Origin of the sequence: Caulobacter flavus, from assembly GCF_003722335.1 — a bacterium.
In the GTDB taxonomy this organism is placed as follows: Bacteria; Pseudomonadota; Alphaproteobacteria; order Caulobacterales; family Caulobacteraceae; genus Caulobacter; species Caulobacter flavus.
This window is the reverse complement of record NZ_CP026100.1, coordinates 1,565,159-1,583,575: the sequence shown is the minus strand read 5'-3', so window position 1 is coordinate 1,583,575 and position 18,417 is coordinate 1,565,159. Positions and strand designations below refer to the sequence as shown.

The following is an 18,417-nucleotide window of genomic DNA, read 5'->3' as shown; positions in this document are numbered from 1 at the left end:
TCTCGAACTGAGGGGGCACTACGTGACGATCGGACTTTCGGCCCAGAGGCTCGGCCGCGCCGCCCTGCTGGGCGCGCTTCTTTCCACCACCGCGAGCCTGGCCCTGGCCGCCGAGGCGCCCGCCGCGCCGGCCGCGACCGCGCCGGCCGATCCCGCCGATCCGGCGGCCAACGACGACGCCAGCCTGGTCGGACAGGTCTTCGTCACCGCCCGCCGCCGCGAGGAAAGCGCCCAGGAAGTGCCGATCGCCCTGACGGTGACCTCGGCCGAAACCCTGACCCAGACCGGCGTCAACAGCATCGTCGCCCTGACCCAGCTGGTCCCGACCCTGCAGGTGCTGTCGCCCAACCCGCGCAACACCGCCCTGACCATCCGGGGCCTCGGCGCCAGCTACGGCCTGGCCAACGACGGCCTCGAGCAGGGCGTCGGCATCTATGTGGACCAGGTCTACAATTCGCGCCCCGGGGCCGCGACGCTCGACTTCATCGACATCCAGCAGATCGAGGTGCTGCGCGGTCCGCAGGGCACGCTGTTCGGCAAGAACACCACCGCCGGCGCGCTGAACATCAGCACCCGCGACGCCACCCAGGAGTTCGAGGCCGACATCGAGGCCAGTTACGGCAGCCTCAACTTCCGCCAGTTCAAGGCCACGGCGGCCGGTCCGATCGTCAAGGACAAGCTGGCGGCCCGCCTGTCGTTCGTCGGCACCTGGCGCGACGGCGACCTCTACAACCCCAAGAGCAACAGCTACCAGAACGCCCGGGCCAGCACCGGCTATCGCGGCCAGCTGAAGTTCACCCCGAACGAACAGCTGACGGTCAGGCTCTACGGCGACTACGCCGTCCAGCAGCCCGAGTGCTGCACCCAGGTCTACGTCACGGTCGGCACGACCCTGAAGCCCGCCGCCCAGCAGTACGCGGCCCTGGCCGCCGGCAAGAACTACACGGTCGCCAGCACCAACCCCTACGACCGCATCTCCGACATCGACGACCCGATCCAGGCCGACCAGTGGGTCAACGGCCTGTCGGCGGTCGCCGACTACGACTTCGGCGCGGTCACCCTGACCTCGGTCACCGCTCACCGCGAATGGGACTGGGAGCCGCGCAACGACCGCGACTACACCGCCCTGGACGTCACCCGCCGCTCCAACAACCCCTCGCACCAGAAGCAGTTCAGCCAGGAATTCCGCCTGTCCAACAACGGCGGCCAGGCCTTCGACTGGACCGTGGGCCTCTACTATTTCGACCAGAACGTCACCACGCACGGCGTCACCGAATACGGCTCGGACGCCTCGTACTGGCTGCTGCCCGCCACCAACACCCCGGCCTCGCTGCTCGAGGGCTACACGGTGTTCAACGACAGCACGATCGACACCACCAGCTACGCCGCCTTCGGCCAGCTGACCTGGAAGGTGAGCGACCGCCTCAGCGTCACGCCCGGCGTGCGCTACACCCAGGAGAAGAAGGACGGCGCCTACGTCCAGACCACCACGGGCGGTTCGGTGACCACCGACACCACCCTGCTCAACCGCCGCCTGGGCATCGCCCGGCCGCAGAACTTCGCGGCCAAGACCGACGACGGCGCCTGGTCGGGCCAAATCGCCGTGGTCTACGCCCTGACCAAGGACGTCAACGCCTACGCCACCGTCTCCAGCGGCAACAAGTCGGGCGGCATCAACATGACCGCCCTGCCGCTGACCAGCGCCGGCACGCCCTCGCTGGCCGCCGCGGTGATCCGCCCCGAGAAGGTCACCACCATCGACGTCGGCCTGAAGACCCAGTGGTTCGACCGCCTGGTCACCGCCAACGTCGCCGCCTTCGCCACCGACGTGAAGGACTTCCAGGCCAACGTCGTCGACAGCGGCCCCGGCGCCCTGCGCGGCTACCTGGCCAATGTCGAGAAGGTGGAGGTGCGCGGGGTGGAGCTGGACGCCTCGACCCGCTCGATCGGCGGCTTCAAGTTCTACGGCAACCTGGCCTACACCGACGGCAAGTACGCCAGCTTCAAGAACGGCCCCTGCCCGCTGGAGAAGATCGGCACGTCCACCGCCGCCTGCGACCTGTCGGGCAAGGAGCTGCCGGGCCTGTCGAAGTGGGCCGGCTCGGCGGGCGCCGAGTACCGCGCCAAGACGAGCCTGGGCCGCCTGACCGGCGAGGCCTATGCCGGCGTCGACGCCAGCTTCCGCTCGGCCTACTACGCCGACAGCTCGGACTCGCAGTACACGCGCATCAAGGCCTACGAGATCGTCAACCTGCGCGCCGGCTTCCAGTCGGAAAGCGGCTGGGAGGCGTTCGTCTCGGTGCGCAACGCCTTCGACGCCGAGTACCTGCAGAACATCACCGTGGTCTCGGGCAATTCGGGCCTGGTGGTCGGCACGCCGGGCGACGCCCGCGCGGTCGCCTTCACCCTGCGCGCCAGCTACTAGGCCCCGCGTCGAGGTACGGAACGGGGGCGGCCTCTCGCGGGGCCGCCCCTTTTCGCGCCTACTTCACCGCCGCGTTGCCGCCGTCGGCGTAGAGGGCCGAGCCGGCGATGAAGCTGGCCATCGGGCTGGCCAGGAACAGGGCGGCGGCCGCGATCTCGTCGGGGTCGGCGATGCGCTCGAGGGCGTGCAGGCCCGCCGCCCACTCCTTCTGGGCCGCGTCGCCGCCCATCGGCGTGTCGGTCCCGCCCGGCAGCAGGGCGTTGGCGCGGATCCCGCGCGCGGCGTAGTCGGCCGTCAGCCCCTTCACCAGCCCCATCAAGCCGGCCTTGGACGCGCCGTAGGCGGCCATGCCGGGGATGCCGACGCTGGTCCCCACGAAGGTCGAGACGAACACCAGCGAGCCGCCGCCGCGCGCCAGCATGGCCGGAACCTGGGCCCGCGCGCCCAGGAAGGCCGAGGTCAGATTGGCCGCCAGCACGGCGTTCCAGTCGTCCAGCGCGATCTCGGCCAGCGGCGCGTAGGGGCCGACCGCCCCGGCGTTGTTGACGGCGACGTCCAGTCCGCCGAACCGCTCGACGGCGGCCGCGACCAGGGCTTGGTGGGTTTCGGGATCGACGACGTCGCCGGCCACGGCATGGGCCTGCCCGCCGCTTGCGCGGATCTCCTCGGCGACGATCTCCAGGGCGTGGCCGCCCCGGGCGTTGACGACCACCGCCGCGCCCTCTGCCGCCAGCCGCAGGGCCGTTGCCCGTCCGATCCCCGACGACGCGCCGGTGACGATCGCGACCTTGTTGTCCAGTAACGACATGCTTGCCTCCTCATCTGGAGGGCAAGGTCTAGAAACCGGCGGCCCGATACGGCCACCCGGATCCTGCTACGGCCTCAGGCATAGGCCGGGTCGGCGGCGCGCAGGTTCTGGCGGCGCCAGGCGTTGGGGCTGACGTCGAAGGCGCGGCGGAAGCGGTTCGACAGGTGGGCCTGGTCGGAGAAGCCACAGGCGATGGCGATGCGGCCCAGCGGCTCGGCCGAGGCCAGCATCATCGAGCGGGCCTGCTCCAGGCGCAGGTTGAGAATGTGGTCGCGCGGGGCCATGCCGTAGCTGGCGGCGAAGGCGCGCGAGAAGTGGCTGACGCTGAGCTTGGCGATGGCCGCCAGATCGGTCACCCGCACCGAGCCGTCGAGATTGGCGGCCAGATGGGCGTCGATGCGGCGCATCTGCCAGGGGGCCAGGCCCCCACGATCCAGTTCGCCGGGGGCGGCGGCTTCCAGCAGGCGCAGGCCCTCGCGTTCGACCAGGGCCATGGCCTCGCGGATGCGGCGCTCGGCTTCGCCGCGGTCCTCGCGGGCGGTGCGCTGGGCGTCGCGCAGCAGGTCGGCGATGCGCTTGGGCAGGGCGCTGGCCTGCACGTCGTCGCGCGGGGCGAAGCTGCGCGAGGTTTCGCCGGTGCGGGCGGCGCGGGCGTCGATCGTCTGGGTGGCGAACATGGTCTGAAGTCTCCCCTTGCGGGCCCGGCGGCCGCGGCGTCGAAGGAGAGAATGGCGGGCCTCGAATAATCGCGAAATGGAAATGATGGAAAGTTATCTTTTCCGATTTTTACGCAAAGATCGTCAGGTCTAGGACATTCCGGTCGTGATTTCACAGCCGGCCCGTCCCAATCCCGCCCTGGGCTGACGTCGAGTGGCGCCCATCTATCGGCGGCAAGCCACGAGGCCATCATGACGCCCCCGATGACGACGAAGCCGCCGCCCCTGACCACCAGCCGCTGGTTCAACACCAGGACGCCGCTCGACCTGCCCGCCCTCGCCGGCCGGGTGGTCGCGGTCTACGCCTTCCAGATGCTGTGCCCTGGCTGCGTGGCCAACGCCCTGCCCCAGGCCCAGCGCCTGCGCGAGGCCTTCGCCGGGTCCGACCTGGCGGTGATCGGCCTGCACACGGTGTTCGAGCATCACGCGGCCAACACGCCGGCGGCGCTGGAAGCCTTCCTGCACGAGTACCGGATCGGTTTCCCGGTCGGGATCGACGCCCCGGACCCGAACGGCGGCCCCATTCCCCAGACCATGCGGGCCTACGCCCTGCAGGGCACGCCAAGCCTGCTGCTGTTCGACCGCCAGGGCCGCTTGGTCCACAAGCTGTTCGGCCATCCGCCCGACCTGACCCTGGGCGCGGCCGTTCAGGCCCTGGTGCAGTCCGACGCAGCCATGGCGACGACCGCCGACGCCGGCGACGACTGCGCGGACGGCGTCTGCGCCGCGCCGGCGCTTTAGAGCCGCCCTACCGCGCCAGCCGCCCGTCGGTCAGCGCCGACGGCTCGAAGCGGAAGATCACCTCGGGATCCGGTTCGGGCACGCCCTTGAGGATCTTCCGGCCCGCCGCCCCTTTCGGCGCGGCCGCGTGCAGCAGCCAGCGGATGACGTTGAGGCGCGCGGCCTTCTTGTGGTCGGCCTTCACGCAGACCCAGGGCGCGGTCTCGCTGTGGGTGCGGGTCAGCATGCCGTCGCGGGCGGCGGTGTAGTCGTCCCACTTCTCCTGGGCGACGGCGTCCAGCGGGCTGGTCTTGAAGGCCTTCAGCGGATCGTCCCGCCTGGCCTTCAGCCGTTCGGCCTGGGTCTCCTTGCCGATATCCAGCCAGAACTTCGAGAACCTCATGCCGCTCTCGACCAGCATCGTCTCGAAGGCCGGCACGTCGCGCAGGAACTGCTCCTGCTGCTGAGGGGTGGAAAAGCCCATCACCTTCTCGACGCCGGCCCGGTTGTACCAGGAGCGGTTGAAAATCACCGCCTCGCCGCAGGCCGGCAGCCATTCGACATAGCGCTGGAAGTACCATTCGCTCTGCTGGCGCTCGGTGGGCTTGGGCAGGGCGACGGCCGTGGTCTGGCGGCGGTCGAGATGCTCGGTGATGCGAGCGATCGTGCCGTCCTTGCCGGCGGCGTCACGGCCCTCGAAGATCGCCAGCAGCTTCCAGCCTTCCTTGATGGCCAGCCTCTGCAGGGCGATCAGCGCGATCTGCAGGTCGCGCAGCTCCTCGTCGTAGTCGCGGTCCTTGCTCATGGCCCATCCTTGTTCCGCAGCGAGCCTACCCCCTGAAAGCGAACCTGCGCTAGAAGGAGCGCATGATCCGCCTTTTCGTGCCCCAACCGCTGTCCAAGGACGCCGGAATCGCTCCGACCCAGGAGCAGTCGCGCTATCTCGTCCAGGTCATGCGCCTCGGCGTCGGCGACGAGATCCTGGTGTTCAACGGAACCGACGGCGAGTGGCGCGCCAGCCTGGTAGACGCCGGCAAGCGCGGCTGCCTGCTGAAGGCGGAGGAACAGACCCGCGCCCAGACCACCCCGCCCGACCTCGAGCTGATCGTCGCCATGGTCAAGCGCGGCCGGGTCGAGACCATCGTCGAGAAGGCGGCCGAACTGGGCGCGCGCCGCGTGCGCCTGACGATCACCCGCCGCACCAATGTCGACTACATGAAGCTGGCGCGCCTGGACGCCATCGCCATGGAGGCCGCCGAGCAGACCGGCCGCCTCGACGTGCCGGCGATCCTCGATCCGGAGAAACTCGACAAGATCCTCGACGGCTGGGACGAGAGCCGCCGCCTGGTGTTCTGCGACGAGGGCGGCGACGCCAGGCCCGCCATCGAGGCCTTGGCCGGCACGGGCGCCCCCGCCGCCATCCTGATCGGCCCCGAAGGCGGCTTCGCCCCCGAGGAGCGGGAACGCCTGCGGTCCCTGCCCTTCGTCACCCCGATCTCGCTCGGCCCGCGCATCCTGCGCGCCGACACCGCCGCCATCAGCGCCATGACCCTGTGGCAAGCCGCGGCGGGGGACTGGAAGTAGGAGATCCTCCCCCTCTGGGGGAGGTGGCCCGAAGGGCCGGAGGGGGGCCGTTTTCAGCTTCCGCAGCTATTGGCCGATCTCCCAGTCGCTCCCCTCTCCGTCGGCTTCGCCGACACCTCTCCCACGGGGAGAGGACCTTATGCCCCTCACAGGCCGCAGGCCTTGCGCACGAACTCCGCGTCCTTGGCCCCCTGGGCTGACGGGTCTCCCCGGCCCTCGTACTCGTAGAAGGTTACGCTCGCCGAGCCGCCAGAGACCTTCTGCTCGCGCACGGCGCGGTATCCCTCGACCCTCAGCCTCACCGCCCTGTAGCGCGATGCGGCCATCATGCTTCCGTCGTCGGGCCCGTACAGCGAGACGAAGTCGCCGCCGCTTCCGGCCGGGCGCACGAATTCGTTGGCGTCGGCGAACATCGCCGTGGTGGTGCGGGCGCGCTCGTAGCCCAGCCGCGCGATCGCCTCCTTGGCGCAGACCAGCTTCTGGTCCTCGGCCTGGGCGATCTTCGACAGTTCGGCGTTGGCGCGCATCGAGCCGTGACGGTCGGCGCCGACCAGGTAGTCGATGGCCTTGTCGCGATCGCGCGGCAGCCCCTCGCCGCTCAGGTGACGCATGCCGATCCGGTACTCGGCGTCCATGTGGCCGCCGTCCGCCGCCTGCTTGAAATAGGCCAGCGCCCGGGCCTCGTCCTTTGGCACGTCGCCGCCCTGCTCGTAGGCCCGGCCCAGGAAGTAGGCGACCATCACGTTGCCGGCCTTGGCCGCCAGCTCCATCTGCCGGAAGGCTTCTTCCTTGTTCCCGGCCTTGGCGGCCTCCTGGGCGGCGGCGACGTATTGCGCGCCCGGCGCGGCCTCCTGCGCCAGCGCCGGCGCGGCGACCAGCAGCGCGCCGGCCGCCAACAGTGCTGCGAACTTCATTCGATTCCCCCGGCTTTTCGGTTTTCACCGACGTTCCCGCCGCCGATCCTTAGGCGGTTCCGCGTGGAAGAGAATGGTGATTTTTGTCGCTGCCAGGTCCGACGCCGTCCCGCTCCTCCGCCGCCTGCGGGCGTGGGGAGACCGAACGGTAACGCTATTTGTGGCGGACCCTCTTGTGGTCGGCTAAGACAGCGCCCAACTGCGCACGATCGCGCGGTCGGGGGACAGGGCCTCTCCCCTCCTGTGACGTTGGATTTTAGGGGAGACGGCGATGGCCGACACCGCCAGCCTGGATCAGCGCCCGCTGACCCTCGAAGACCTGACCGCCTATTTCGCCGCAGGCAGCAAACCCCGGTCGGCCTTCCGCGTCGGCGCCGAGCACGAGAAGTTCGGCTTCTATCTCGGCTCGCATGCGCCCGTGCCCTACTACGGCGACAAGGGCGTGCACGCCCTGCTGGTCGGCCTGCAGCGCTTCGGCTGGAAGCCGGTGATGGAGGGCGATGTGATCATCGGCCTCGAGCGCAACGGCGCCAATGTCAGCCTCGAGCCCGGCGGCCAGTTCGAGCTCTCCGGCGCCCCGCTCAAGACCATGCACGACATCTGCGAGGAGACCGGCGGCCACCTCGACGAGGTCAAGGCCGTGGCCGACGAACTGGGCCTGGGCTTCCTCGGCGTCGGCTTCTCGCCGGAGTGGAAGCGCGAGGACGTGCCGGTCATGCCCAAGGGCCGGTACGTGATCATGCGCGAGTACATGCCCAAGGTCGGTAACCTGGGCCTCGACATGATGTTGCGCACCTGCACGGTGCAGGCCAATCTCGACTTCGAGAGCGAAGCCGACATGGTCGCCAAGTTCCGCATGAGCCTGGCCCTGCAGCCGATCGCCACCGCGCTGTTCGCCAATTCTCCGTTCACGGAAGGCAAGCCCAACGGCTTCCTCTCCGCGCGGGCGAATGTCTGGACCGACACCGACCCCAACCGCACGGGCCTCCTGTCGTTCGTGTTCGAGGACGGCTTCGGCTTCGAGCGCTACGCCCAGTACATGCTGGACGTGCCGATGTACTTCGCCAAGCGCGGCGACCGCTACATCGACCTGGCCGGCCGCAGCTTCCGCGACTTCATCGACGGCAAGATCGAGGAAGTCGGCGGCGAGCGCGCCACGATCAAGGACTGGGCCGACCACGCCACCACGGCGTTCCCCGAGGTGCGCCTGAAGACCTACCTGGAAATGCGCGGCGCGGACGCGGGCCCGTGGAGTCGCCTGTGCGCCCTGCCGGCCCTGTGGACCGGCGTGTTCTACGACGACGCGGCCCTGGCGGCGGCCTGGGACCTGGCCAAGGACTGGACGGTCGAGGACCGCGAGGGCCTGCGCCGCGACGTGCCGCGCCTGGGCCTGAAGGCGCGGGTCGCCGGCCGCAGCGTGCAGGACGTGGCCAGGGACTTCGTCGCCATCGCCAAGTCGGGCCTGAAGAACCGCGCCCAGCTGAACGGCGGCTTCCTCGACGAGACGATCTATCTGGGCGAACTGGAAGAGATCGCCGACAGCGGGATCACGCCCGCCGAACGCCTGCTGGAGAAGTTCCACGGGCAATGGCAGGGCGACATCGGCAAGCTGTTCGACGAAGGCGCTTACTAAGGTCGGGAAGACCCCCTCAGTCGCTCTGCGACAGCTCCCCCAGAGGGGGGAGCATCTGTCTTGCTAAATCCTCCCCCTCTGGGGGAGGTGGCCCGGAGGGCCGGAGGGGGTCTACCGCAGCATCCCCAGCACGATCCCCGCCTGGCCGCCGATGTAGAGGAACCACACGGCCCAGGCCGTGAGCCTGGCCGAGCCGAACAGTTTCGCGCCCTTGAACAGGTCGAAGGCCAGGATCGCGTCCGAGGCCATGAACGCCACGGCACCGGCCGTCGCCAGCCAGCGGACGGCGGGCAAGGCGGCGGCCGAGACCACCATGGCCAGGATCGCCGCCACATAGGCCAGCACCGCCGGCCGCAGCGGTCCGAGCGAGCCCCACAGCCGCCGCAGCATCACCGCCCCGACCAGGGCCGCGACCGGCGCCAGCACGAAGAAGGTCTGGCCGGGCGCCGCGCGCTCGCGCCAGAAGACGATCACGTAGACCACGTGCCCGGCCAGGAACGCCGCCAGGCCAAACGGCAGCCAGCGCTTGGGATCGCCGGCCAGGAAGGCGTCGCCCAGGGCGCACAGGGTCAGGGCCACGGCCAGCAGGCCAGAGCCGCCCTCCAGATAGGCCAGCACCGCCAGGGCGCCGGTGGCGGCGGTCTTGACCAGCGTGCGGATGAACGACGGCGGGCGCTCCACCAGCACCAGGCCATAGGCCAGGGCGCAAGCGCCGCAGATCGCCCACAGGATCGCGTCAGTCATCCTTGGAAAGCTTGGAGAGGAAGGCCTGGGCGGCGTCCTTGTGACGGGGCTTGAGGTTCTTGCCGACGATGGCCAGCAGGGCGGCGATCACGGCGGCGTCGTCGGTGAAGCCGATGGCCGGCAGCACGTCGGGAATGGCGTCGGTGGGCAGCACGAAATAGGCCAGGGCCGCGAACATCATGCCCTTGGCCGCCGTCGGCGTCTCGGGATCACGCGCGCACCACCACAGCGACAGGGCGTCGGCGGCGAACGGGATCTTCGAGGCCACGCGGCGCATCTTCGGCCAGAAGCCGCGCGCCACCTTCTGCTCGTTGACCCGGACCGCGGCCGGCACCAGCGCCTTCCTCGGATCCAGCACGTCGTCGGGCGTCACGCCGCCGTTGACGTCGGGGGATGGTTTGGCGTCGGCGCTCATCGGGTTAAACCGCTCCTCAACAGAGACCAATTAAACGCAACCCCAGGGGAAACGTCCATGAAACTCGACAACACCGTCGCCGCCGTCGTCACCGGCGGCGCCTCGGGCCTCGGCGAGGCCACCGCCCGCGCCCTGGCCGCCCAGGGCGTCAAGGTCGCCATCTTCGACATGAACGAGGCCCGCGGCGAAGAGGTCGCCAAGGAGATCGGGGGCGTCTACTGCAAGGTCAACGTCACCAGCGACGCCGACGTCGACGCCGGCTTCGAAAAGGCCCGCGCCGCCCACGGCCAGGAGCGCATCCTGGTCAACTGCGCCGGGGTCGGCAACGCCGCCAAGACCGCCAGCCGCGACAAGGCCACCGGCGAGACCAAGCACTTCCCGCTCGATATCTTCGACCGCGTGATCCAGATCAATCTGGTGGGCACCTTCCGCTGCATCGCCAAGTCGGCCAAGGGCATGCTCGACCTGGAACCGCTGCAGGACGGCGAGCGCGGCGCGATCGTCAACACCGCCAGCGTCGCCGGCGAGGACGGCCAGATCGGCCAGGCCGCCTATTCGGCCTCCAAGGGCGGCGTCATCGGCATGACCTTGCCGATCGCCCGCGACCTGATGAACGACGGCATCCGCGTCAACACCATCCTGCCGGGCATCTTCAACACCCCGCTGATGAACGCCGCGCCCGGCAACGTGAAGGACGCCCTGGCCGCCTCGGTGCCGTTCCCCAAGCGCCTGGGCAACCCGGCCGAGTACGCCCAGCTGGCCCTGACCATGATCACCTGCGGCTACTTCAACGGCGAGGACGTCCGCCTTGACGGCGGCATCCGCATGGCCCCGCGGTAAGCCGGCAAAGAAAAACGCCGCGACGGCTGCAAGGCTGTCGCGGCGTTTGGTGTCTCAAATCCTCCCCCTCTGGGGGAGGTGGCCCAGAGGGCCGGAGGGGGCCGGCGCGAAGGCCAGACCCCCTCAATCGCTCCGCGACAGCTCCCAGAGGGGGAGCATCTACGCCAGCGACTTACTTCTTCACCCAGCCGCCGCCGAGCGGCTTCCAGTACTGGCCGGCGGCCAGACGCGAATAGAGCTGCTTGGCGGTGGCCTGGCCGGCCGCGTCGGCGGTGACGCCGGTCTTGGCGGCGGTGTCCTTGTAGACGGCCGCGCGGCCGGTGTTGATCTCGGCCACGGCGGCGCGCAGGTCGGCGTCGCCGCCCGACACGATGCCGAGGAAGCCGTCGGCCTGCTCGCCGACCGTGCCGGCGGCCTTGGCGCTGTCAACGGCGGCCTTGGCGGCGGCCGATTGGGCGAACACGGGGGCGGCGACCGCGCCCATGGCGGCGGCGATGGCCAAAACCGTCATCGTCTTGCGGATCATGGCGGTCTCCTTGCTTAGAACAGGTTCGGGTTTTGCTGGATCAGCGTCTGGACTTCCTTGTCCAGCCGCACCCGCACGTCGGCGTCCAGCTTGGCGTAGATGTTGATCGGATCGACCTTGACGCGGACGGTGGGGGTGCAGGCCGCCAGGCCTCCCGCCGCCAGCAGGGTCGCGATCAGGGCGCGCTTGAGCATGCGTTGGTCTCCAGTTCGATCGTCAGGTTCGTCGTTCACGGCTGAACCGGTGCTGAACGGCGGGTCTCTTCGGTTTCTTCGGCGAAACGACGGCCCCAGGCGGCCAGAAGCTCGTCGAAATTGAGCGAGGTGTCGAGCGTCAGGTCCACCGGCGTCTTGGCCGGCAGCGGGATCCGGCGCTGGAAGGCCTTGCCGCGGATCAGCTCGAGGATGCCCACGCGGGCCTTCTCGGCGACCTTCGGGTCGTGCTCGCCCTTGATGTGGAACAGCACCCCCAGGCGCCCGTTCGGCGTGGAGTTGACCCCGGCCTCCAGGGTGTCGAAGGCCAGGTTCTCCATGGCCTGGTAGGCGAAGTCCTGGATGGCGTTGACCGGCGCGTCGGCGGCCGGCTGGTTGTTGGGGTTGCCCGGGCTGTCGCTCTCGCCCTGATTGGCCTCCACGCCCGTCAGCGCCTCGCGGGCGATCGAGATTCGGCCAGGCTTGATGGCCGACAGCTTGCCGTCCAGCAGCTTGAAACCCTTGTCGCTGAACTGGAACGGCAGGCGGCCCGAGACCACCGCGTCCAGCTTGACCTTCTCGGCCAGGGTCGAGCCGGCGGTCAGCTCGCCCAGATCCAGGCCGTCGATGACGATGACGCCGCTGATCGGGCCGCCGTTCAGCGGCACGTCCACCGGCTCGATCGAGATCTTGCCCTTGGCCGCCGTCAGGCCGGCCTCGCTGACCTTCAGCGAGGTGGCGCCCAGGGTGAACACCGCGCCTACCGCCTCAAGCGGCACGATGGAGTCGATGCGGGTGATCTTCAGGCTCTGGTCCGGCGCGCTGGTCAGCGGCGCCAGGCTGTCGAACTTCACGTCGCCGGCCAGGGTGGCCACGAAGCCCAGCGGGCTGGCGCGGAAGTCCAGCCCTTGCGTGGCGACCTCGCCGCTGCTGGTCACGCCCTTGTCGGTCCAGTCGAAGCGGCCCCTGAAGCTGGCCTTGCCCTCGGCCTCGCTGGCGAAGGCGGCCATCGGGCTGACGGCCACCGGCTGCAGGCCCGCCTCCTTGGTGAAGACGATGTTCGAGGCGTCGATGATCGCCGAGCCGCGTCCGCTCTCCACCCCATGGCGGATATCGATGCGTCCCAGGGCAAAGCCGCTGGCCGTGCCCACGTCGACGCCGCCGGTCCAGACGCCCGAGGCCAGCTGCAACCGGCCTGTCGCCTTCACCGGCTCGAAGCGCTTGGCCGAGGCCGCGTCGACGAGCCGGCCCTCGGTCAGCCGCACCTCGGCGCGGTCGAAGCCCTGGCCGCCGCCGACGAAGGTCCCGGCCACGCCCTCGGCCTTGGCTTCGGCCGCCGTGATCGCGCCGCGGCCGTTGGCGAAGCGGGCCTGGGCCTCCCAGCGGCCATTGGCCACCCGCACCAGCGGCGCCGACACGGGACAGACGTCCAGCGCGATGTCCTGGATCGGACGCTCGCCGGCCTCGCCCGCTTCGACGGCCGCCACCTTGACCGGCGTGCAGCCGGCCAGACGGAAGTCGAAGACGCCGCCAGAGGCGCGGGCCTGGCCCTTGATCGTGGCGCTGATCCCTTCGGCCGGCGGCACGTCCAGCTTGCCGACCAGGGTGACGGGCGAGGAGAAGCCGCGCGCGTCGGCCCGCCAGTCGCCGGCCGTCAGGGTCAGGTCGGGCAGGCCGCCGCCGTTCAGCGCCAGGGTCGCCGCGCCGCGCGAGACGCCGCCCACACTCTCCAGCAGACGACCGCCGCCCGGCGTCAGGGTCGCCTTGGCGCCGCTGGCCGCCGCCAGGGTCACCGGCTTGCCGGCGAAGGCGGCCACGCGGCCCTCGCCGATCTCCAGCCGCAGGTCGTCGGCGTCGAGCGAGAAGTCGGCCAGGGCCTTGCGGGCCGCCGCCGCGTATTCCGGGCTGGGCAGGCCGGCGGTCAGGCGTTCGGCGTCGGGGGCGGCCACCGCCCCGTCGGCCCCGGCCCGGCCGGCCAGGCTCAGACTGAGGGTCTCGCCCGCCTGGAAGCGGCCCTTGGCGTCCAGCACCAGGGCCGACAGCCCCAGGCCGTCGCGCGCCGCGCGGCCGACGCCGGCGGCTACCTGGATCGGGCCCGACACGCTCATCGGCCGGCCCTTGGGGGCGCTGAACACGAAGGTCTTGGACTTGATGTCGATCGCCGAGCGGGTCAGGGCCGCGCCGCCAGCCACCGCCCGTTCGGCCGTTCCGCGCAGCCTCGCCGGCCCCAGCACCCGCGCGCCGGCCTTGTCGAAGTCCACCCGCAGGGCGTCGCTGTCGAGCTCGGCGGTGAAGCTGCGCGCCTCCAGCCCCGGCGCCACCAGCCGCCCGGCCCGGGCCTGGCCCGACAGCCGCGCGGCCGCGCCGCCTTGCGTGAAGTTGCCGGCCACCAGGCCCGCCAGGGTCAGGCGGGTCTCGACGTCGTCGAGGCTGGTCTCGCCGGCCCTCAGGCCTTGCGCCTTGATCGACAGCTTGACGTCGGCCGGTCCGGTCGCCGCCAGGCGCTTGAGGTCGGGATAGGCCACGTCGGCCTCGACCCGGGCGTCGGCGCCCTCCAGGTCGACCTGCTCGGCGTCCAGGGCGTCGATCTGCGCGCGGGCGTCGACCGACAGCCGGTCGCCGCGCTTGCGGGCCTTCAGCACCGCCCCCCGCAACTCGACCTGCAGGTCCTCGGTGGCGTAGCGCATGGCCGCGATCGCCGCGTCCAGCCGCAGGAGCTGGCCGTCGTCCAGGCTGGCGTCGCCGGTCAGGCGGGCCACGCCGCCGGGGGTCTGCAGGGTGACGCGAGCGTCCTCGACCAGCACCGCCGGCCCGCCCGCCTTCTCTTCGCCGGGCGACTTCAGCGCCTCGTCGATCAGCGGCTGCAGCTTGCCGAAGGTCAGCTTTTGCCCGTCGTAGCGGGCCTGCAGGCGCGGGCTGGTGATGCGCACGGCGCGGGTGTCGATGGCGAACGGCCCGCCCGACCACGGGGCCTGCAGGTCGTAGGCCACCTCGATGCGCTTGGCCGAAAAGTAGGGATCGTTCTTGGGACCCAGCCGGATCGAGCCGGAAAAGCCCGAAGCGTCCAGGCTCTCGACCGAGATCAGGCCCTCGATGCCGCGCTCGGCCAGCCATGCTTCGGCCAGGGCCTGACTGATCTCGCGCCGGCCGGCATAGGCCGACATGCCCAGGGCGATGAACGCCATCATGGCGAAGGACGCCGCCTCCAGCCCGGCGTCGGCCAGCGCGGCCTTGCTCAGGCGCGGGCCCCGCTTGGGCTTGGCGGGTTTCTTGACGGAATCGGGGTCGGCGTGAGGCTCGGCCATTGGCCGCACCATGCCGCAAGCCGTGGCGTTTGTGAGGCCTGTGTTGGAGAAAAGTCTACAAACCGACGGTCTTGAAACACGGCGAGGCGGTGATCCGCCTCTCTTTCATCCCGTCATTCCCGCCCCTGTGGCGGGAACCCCTGGTTCCGTTCGCACGTGAAGCGCCAGCGGCGTGCTCGGCACGCCGCCCCTACTGCCTTTGCGGCTGACAGAGAGGTTCCCGCCACAAGGGCGGGAATGACGGGAGTTGGGGAGAAGGTGGCAGACGCCCCTCAGACCGCCCTGAACCCCAGCACCTGCTGCATGTCGTAGATGCCCGGCGGCTTGCCTTGCGCCCACACGGCGGCGGCCACGGCGCCGCGCGCGAACAGGCCACGGTCGATGGCCGAGTGGGCGATGGTCAGGCTTTCGCTCTCGCCGGCGAAGATCACGCTGTGCTCGCCGATGATGCCGCCGCCGCGCACCACCGAGAAACCGATCGAGCCCTCCTGGCGCGGACCGGTGACGCCGTCGCGGGCGCGGTCCTCGACTTCGGAGAGAACCACGCCGCGGCCCTCGGCGGCGGCCTGGCCCAGCATCAGGGCGGTGCCCGACGGGGCGTCGATCTTGCGCTTGTGGTGGGCCTCGAAGACCTCGATGTCCCAGTCGCTGGCCGGCAGGGCGGCGGCGGCCTGGCGCACCAGGCCCATCAGCATGTTGACGCCCAGCGAGAAGTTGCCCGAGCGCACGATGGTGATCTTTTCGGCCGCCTTGGCCAGGCGCGCGTCCTGCTCGGGGGTGAAGCCGGTCGAGCCGATGATCAGCGCGATCCCGCCGCCGGCCTGGGCCAGGGTCTCGGCCAAGGTTGTCGAGGCCTCGGGGATGGTGAAGTCGATGATCGCCTGCGCATCCGCCAGAGCGCTCTCCAGCGCCACCAGGCCCTCGCCCTCCGCCCCCGGGCGGTCGAAGCGGGCTGCGGCCAGCGCGTCGGCGCGGCCTTCGAGGGTGGCGCAGACGGCCTTGCCCATGCGGCCCAGGGCTCCGGCGACGGCGATCCGAACGGGGGACGAGGACATGGACTTTTCTCCGACAGGCAGGCCCGCGCCTCGTCGCTCATCCGCCCCTCGCGGTCAACGCCACACTTCCGTAACGGGAGCGGCGCGGAATCCGCAAGCCTTTGCCCAACAAGCGTTTGTACCGGTACCATTTGATATTGTCCGGTTGTAGCGCCCCCGCCCCGTCGCTAGGCTGATCCTCGCATAAGGACGCGTCGCATCGTTCGGCGGGTCCATTTCAACTGGCTACGCAGGACAGGAAACGCCGCCATGAGCGACGCGGAACGCAAGACCTTCACCGACGCGGAGGCCCTGGCCTTCCACCGCTATCCCCAGCCGGGCAAGCTGGCGGTGACCCCCACCAAGCCGATGGCGACCCAGCGCGACCTCTCCCTCGCCTATTCGCCCGGCGTGGCCGTGCCGGTGCACGCCATCGCCGCCGATCCCGACGCCGCCTACGACTACACCTCCAAGGGCAACCTGGTGGCGGTGATCTCGAACGGCACGGCGATCCTGGGCCTGGGCGACCTGGGGGCGCTGGCCTCCAAGCCGGTGATGGAAGGCAAGAGCGTCCTCTTCAAGCGCTTCGCCGACGTCGACAGCATCGACATCGAGGTCACGACCAAGGACGCCGACGAGATCATCACCGTCGTCAAGAACATCGGCGTCACCTTCGGCGGCATCAACCTGGAAGACATCAAGAGCCCCGAGTGCTTCCGCATCGAGACCGAGCTGCAGGAGCTGCTCGACATCCCGGTGTTCCACGACGACCAGCACGGCACCGCCATCATCTGCGCCGCCGGCCTGATCAACGCCTGCCACATCACCGGCAAGAAGCTGGCCGACATCAAGGTGGTGCTGAACGGTCCCGGCGCGGCCGGCATCGCCTCGATGGACCTGATCAAGGCCATGGGCGTGCGCCCCGAAAACGTCATCGCCTGCGACAGCAAGGGCGTGCTCTATCGCGGCCGCACCGACGGCATGAACCAGTGGAAGAGCGCCCACGCCGTCGATACCGACAAGCGCACGCTCGCCGAGGCCGTGGCCGGCGCCGACGTGCTGCTGGGCCTGTCCGCGAAAGGCGCGTTCACGCCCGAGATGATCGCCAGCATGGCGCCCAATCCGGTGATCTTCGCCATGGCCAATCCCGACCCGGAGATCACTCCGGAAGAGGTGCACCGGGTGCGCCCCGACGCCATCATGGGCACCGGCCGCAGCGACTATCCCAACCAGGTCAACAATGTCCTGGGCTTTCCCTACATCTTCCGCGGCGCGCTCGACGTGCGGGCCCGCCGCGTCAATCACGAGATGAAGATCGCCTGCGCCCAGGCCCTGGCCAACCTGGCCCGCGAGGACGTGCCGGATGAAGTGGCCGCCGCCTATCACGGCCGCCAGCTGAAGTTCGGCCCCGACTACATCATCCCCTCGGCCTTCGATCCGCGCCTGATCTGGTACGTGCCGCCGTTCGTGGCCCAGGCGGCCATGGACACGGGCGTGGCCCGCCGGCCGATCGCCGACATGGACCTCTACCGCCAGAGCCTGGCCCAGCGCCTCGACCCCACCGCCGGCTTCCTGCAGAAGATCGCCGGCTCGGTCATGGCCAAGCCCAAGCGCATCGTCTTCGCCGAGGGCGAGGAGCCCAGCGTCATCCGCGCCGCCTACGCCTTCCAGACCGGCGGCTACGGCAAGGCCATCCTCTGCGGCCGCGAGAACCTGGTGCACGAGAACATGAAGCTCGTGGGCCTGGATCCGGAGACCTCGGGGCTGGAGATCCACAACGCGCGTCTTTCGGATCGTAATCCTGATTACGTCGACGCCCTGTACGCGCGCCTGCAACGCCAGGGCTTCCTCAAGCGCGACGTCCAGCGCCTGATCAACCAGGACCGCAACAGCTTCGCCGCCTCGATGGTCAGCATGGGCGAGGCCGACGGCATGGTCACCGGCGTCACCCGCAGCTTCGACCAGGCGCTGGACGAGGTGCTGCGCGTCGTCGACCCCGCGCCCGGCGGCCGGATCATGGGCATGTCGGTCGTGCTGGCCAAGGGCCGCACCATCTTCGTGGCCGACACCAACGTCACCGAGCTGCCCGACGCCGACGAGCTGGTCGAGATCGCCTGCGAGGCCGCCAGCGCCGTCACGCGCCTGGGCTTCAAGCCGCGCGTGGCCTTCATGAGCTACTCCACCTTCGGCAACCCGATGGGCGAGCGCTCCGACAAGGTGCGCCAGGCCGTGGCCACGCTGGACGAGATGGGCGTCGAGTTCGAATACGAGGGCGAAATGCCCCCCGAACTGGCCCTCGACCCCGAAAAGCGCCTCGCCTACCCGTTCATGCGCCTGACCGACAGCGCCAACATCCTGATCATGCCGGCCATCCACGCCGCCTCGATCTCGACCAAGCTGGTCCAGTCGCTTGGCGGCGCCACGGTGATCGGCCCGGTGCTGCTGGGGCTCTCCAAGTCGGTGCAGATCTGTCCGCTGGGGGCTTCGGTGTCGAAGATCCTCAACATGGCGATGATGGCGGCCTACGACCAGCCGGTGGAGGCGGGGGAGTAGGGGCATAGG

The 18,417-nt window shown here is 70.1% G+C and carries 16 protein-coding genes; 6 read left to right on the top strand and 10 right to left on the bottom strand.

Going from position 1 to position 18,417, the window contains the following annotated elements; translation table 11 throughout:
• The first annotated feature begins 22 nt into the window (after nt 1–22).
• Nucleotides 23–2,425 carry a TonB-dependent receptor gene (locus C1707_RS07520; RefSeq protein WP_145998427.1) on the top strand — a complete coding sequence of 801 codons (2,403 nt, stop codon included), beginning with the start codon at nt 23–25 and terminating at the stop codon, nt 2,423–2,425.
• 58 nt (nt 2,426–2,483) lie between these two features.
• Here C1707_RS07520 and C1707_RS07515 read toward each other — a convergent pair whose 3' ends face one another.
• Both C1707_RS07515 and C1707_RS07510 read right to left on the bottom strand, forming a co-directional pair.
• The gene (locus C1707_RS07515) at nt 2,484–3,233 is read right to left on the bottom strand and encodes an SDR family oxidoreductase (protein WP_101714068.1); all 750 of its coding nucleotides are present in this window, start codon (nt 3,231–3,233) and stop codon (nt 2,484–2,486) included.
• A 74-nt stretch (nt 3,234–3,307) separates the two neighbouring features.
• On the bottom strand, nt 3,308–3,910 hold the full coding sequence (locus C1707_RS07510) for a helix-turn-helix domain-containing protein (protein WP_101714069.1): 603 nt from the start codon (nt 3,908–3,910) through the stop codon (nt 3,308–3,310).
• A 231-nt stretch (nt 3,911–4,141) separates the two neighbouring features.
• On the opposite strand from C1707_RS07510, the gene C1707_RS07505 reads away from it, so the two are divergent.
• Entirely contained in the window at nt 4,142–4,690 is a 549-nt protein-coding gene (locus C1707_RS07505) for a thioredoxin domain-containing protein (protein ID WP_180896934.1), read from the top strand.
• A gap of 7 nt (nt 4,691–4,697) precedes the next feature.
• Here the strand turns inward: C1707_RS07505 and ppk2 are convergent, their stop codons facing one another.
• Complete coding sequence (gene ppk2, locus C1707_RS07500; protein WP_101714070.1) at nt 4,698–5,474, bottom strand: polyphosphate kinase 2; 777 nt, start codon at nt 5,472–5,474, stop codon at nt 4,698–4,700.
• Between the two features lie 62 nt (nt 5,475–5,536).
• Between ppk2 and C1707_RS07495 the strand changes: the two genes are divergently transcribed.
• A complete protein-coding gene (locus C1707_RS07495; protein ID WP_101714071.1) occupies nt 5,537–6,253 on the top strand; it encodes a 16S rRNA (uracil(1498)-N(3))-methyltransferase in 717 nt (238 codons plus the stop codon).
• Nucleotides 6,254–6,399: 146 nt separating this feature from the next.
• On the opposite strand, the gene C1707_RS07490 is transcribed toward C1707_RS07495, so the two are convergent.
• Nucleotides 6,400–7,167 (bottom strand): tetratricopeptide repeat protein, encoded by a 768-nt coding sequence (locus C1707_RS07490; RefSeq protein WP_101714072.1) that lies wholly within the window; start codon nt 7,165–7,167, stop codon nt 6,400–6,402.
• 271 nt (nt 7,168–7,438) lie between these two features.
• Here C1707_RS07490 and C1707_RS07485 point away from each other — a divergent pair, with 271 nt between their 5' ends.
• The gene (locus C1707_RS07485) at nt 7,439–8,800 is read left to right on the top strand and encodes a glutamate--cysteine ligase (protein ID WP_101714073.1); all 1,362 of its coding nucleotides are present in this window, start codon (nt 7,439–7,441) and stop codon (nt 8,798–8,800) included.
• Between the two features lie 111 nt (nt 8,801–8,911).
• Here C1707_RS07485 and C1707_RS07475 read toward each other — a convergent pair whose 3' ends face one another.
• Both C1707_RS07475 and C1707_RS07470 read right to left on the bottom strand, forming a co-directional pair.
• On the bottom strand, nt 8,912–9,544 hold the full coding sequence (locus C1707_RS07475) for a lysoplasmalogenase (RefSeq protein WP_101714074.1): 633 nt from the start codon (nt 9,542–9,544) through the stop codon (nt 8,912–8,914).
• Complete coding sequence (locus tag C1707_RS07470) at nt 9,537–9,959, bottom strand: YkvA family protein (protein ID WP_101714075.1); 423 nt, start codon at nt 9,957–9,959, stop codon at nt 9,537–9,539. The genes C1707_RS07475 and C1707_RS07470 overlap by 8 nt, the downstream gene beginning before the upstream one ends.
• 57 nt (nt 9,960–10,016) lie before the next feature.
• Between C1707_RS07470 and C1707_RS07465 the strand changes: the two genes are divergently transcribed.
• Nucleotides 10,017–10,799, top strand: a complete 783-nt coding sequence (locus tag C1707_RS07465; RefSeq protein WP_101714076.1) for an SDR family NAD(P)-dependent oxidoreductase — start codon at nt 10,017–10,019, stop codon at nt 10,797–10,799.
• 172 nt (nt 10,800–10,971) lie between these two features.
• On the opposite strand, the gene C1707_RS07460 is transcribed toward C1707_RS07465, so the two are convergent.
• From C1707_RS07460 to dapB, 4 genes are all read right to left on the bottom strand, one after another.
• Nucleotides 10,972–11,325: a YdbL family probable chaperone protein gene (locus tag C1707_RS07460; protein WP_101714077.1), complete on the bottom strand. Its 354-nt coding sequence runs from the start codon at nt 11,323–11,325 to the stop codon at nt 10,972–10,974.
• A gap of 14 nt (nt 11,326–11,339) precedes the next feature.
• Nucleotides 11,340–11,519, bottom strand: a complete 180-nt coding sequence (locus tag C1707_RS07455; protein WP_101714078.1) for a YnbE family lipoprotein — start codon at nt 11,517–11,519, stop codon at nt 11,340–11,342.
• A 35-nt stretch (nt 11,520–11,554) separates the two neighbouring features.
• Nucleotides 11,555–14,821, bottom strand: coding sequence for an intermembrane phospholipid transport protein YdbH family protein (locus tag C1707_RS07450; RefSeq protein ID WP_101714079.1), 3,267 nt, complete (start codon nt 14,819–14,821; stop codon nt 11,555–11,557).
• A gap of 272 nt (nt 14,822–15,093) precedes the next feature.
• Nucleotides 15,094–15,876 (bottom strand): 4-hydroxy-tetrahydrodipicolinate reductase, encoded by a 783-nt coding sequence (gene dapB / locus C1707_RS07445; RefSeq protein WP_101714080.1) that lies wholly within the window; start codon nt 15,874–15,876, stop codon nt 15,094–15,096.
• Nucleotides 15,877–16,125: 249 nt separating this feature from the next.
• Here dapB and C1707_RS07440 point away from each other — a divergent pair, with 249 nt between their 5' ends.
• Complete coding sequence (locus C1707_RS07440) at nt 16,126–18,408, top strand: NADP-dependent malic enzyme (protein WP_101714081.1); 2,283 nt, start codon at nt 16,126–16,128, stop codon at nt 18,406–18,408.
• Nucleotides 18,409–18,417: the final 9 nt, after the last annotated feature.

Excerpts from the sequence above, each read along its gene's own strand:
- C1707_RS07515 (WP_101714068.1), bottom strand. The coding sequence starts at position 3,233 with ATGTCGTTACTGGACAACAAGGTCGCGATCGTCACCGGCGCGTCGTCG.
- C1707_RS07510 (WP_101714069.1), bottom strand. The coding sequence starts at position 3,910 with ATGTTCGCCACCCAGACGATCGACGCCCGCGCCGCCCGCACCGGCGAA.
- C1707_RS07505 (WP_180896934.1), top strand. The coding sequence starts at position 4,142 with ATGACGCCCCCGATGACGACGAAGCCGCCGCCCCTGACCACCAGCCGC.
- ppk2 (WP_101714070.1), bottom strand. The coding sequence starts at position 5,474 with ATGAGCAAGGACCGCGACTACGACGAGGAGCTGCGCGACCTGCAGATC.
- C1707_RS07495 (WP_101714071.1), top strand. The coding sequence starts at position 5,537 with ATGATCCGCCTTTTCGTGCCCCAACCGCTGTCCAAGGACGCCGGAATC.
- C1707_RS07490 (WP_101714072.1), bottom strand. The coding sequence starts at position 7,167 with ATGAAGTTCGCAGCACTGTTGGCGGCCGGCGCGCTGCTGGTCGCCGCG.
- C1707_RS07485 (WP_101714073.1), top strand. The coding sequence starts at position 7,439 with ATGGCCGACACCGCCAGCCTGGATCAGCGCCCGCTGACCCTCGAAGAC.
- C1707_RS07475 (WP_101714074.1), bottom strand. The coding sequence starts at position 9,544 with ATGACTGACGCGATCCTGTGGGCGATCTGCGGCGCTTGCGCCCTGGCC.
- C1707_RS07470 (WP_101714075.1), bottom strand. The coding sequence starts at position 9,959 with ATGAGCGCCGACGCCAAACCATCCCCCGACGTCAACGGCGGCGTGACG.
- C1707_RS07465 (WP_101714076.1), top strand. The coding sequence starts at position 10,017 with ATGAAACTCGACAACACCGTCGCCGCCGTCGTCACCGGCGGCGCCTCG.
- C1707_RS07460 (WP_101714077.1), bottom strand. The coding sequence starts at position 11,325 with ATGATCCGCAAGACGATGACGGTTTTGGCCATCGCCGCCGCCATGGGC.
- C1707_RS07455 (WP_101714078.1), bottom strand. The coding sequence starts at position 11,519 with ATGCTCAAGCGCGCCCTGATCGCGACCCTGCTGGCGGCGGGAGGCCTG.
- C1707_RS07450 (WP_101714079.1), bottom strand. The coding sequence starts at position 14,821 with ATGGCCGAGCCTCACGCCGACCCCGATTCCGTCAAGAAACCCGCCAAG.
- dapB (WP_101714080.1), bottom strand. The coding sequence starts at position 15,876 with ATGTCCTCGTCCCCCGTTCGGATCGCCGTCGCCGGAGCCCTGGGCCGC.
- C1707_RS07440 (WP_101714081.1), top strand. The coding sequence starts at position 16,126 with ATGAGCGACGCGGAACGCAAGACCTTCACCGACGCGGAGGCCCTGGCC.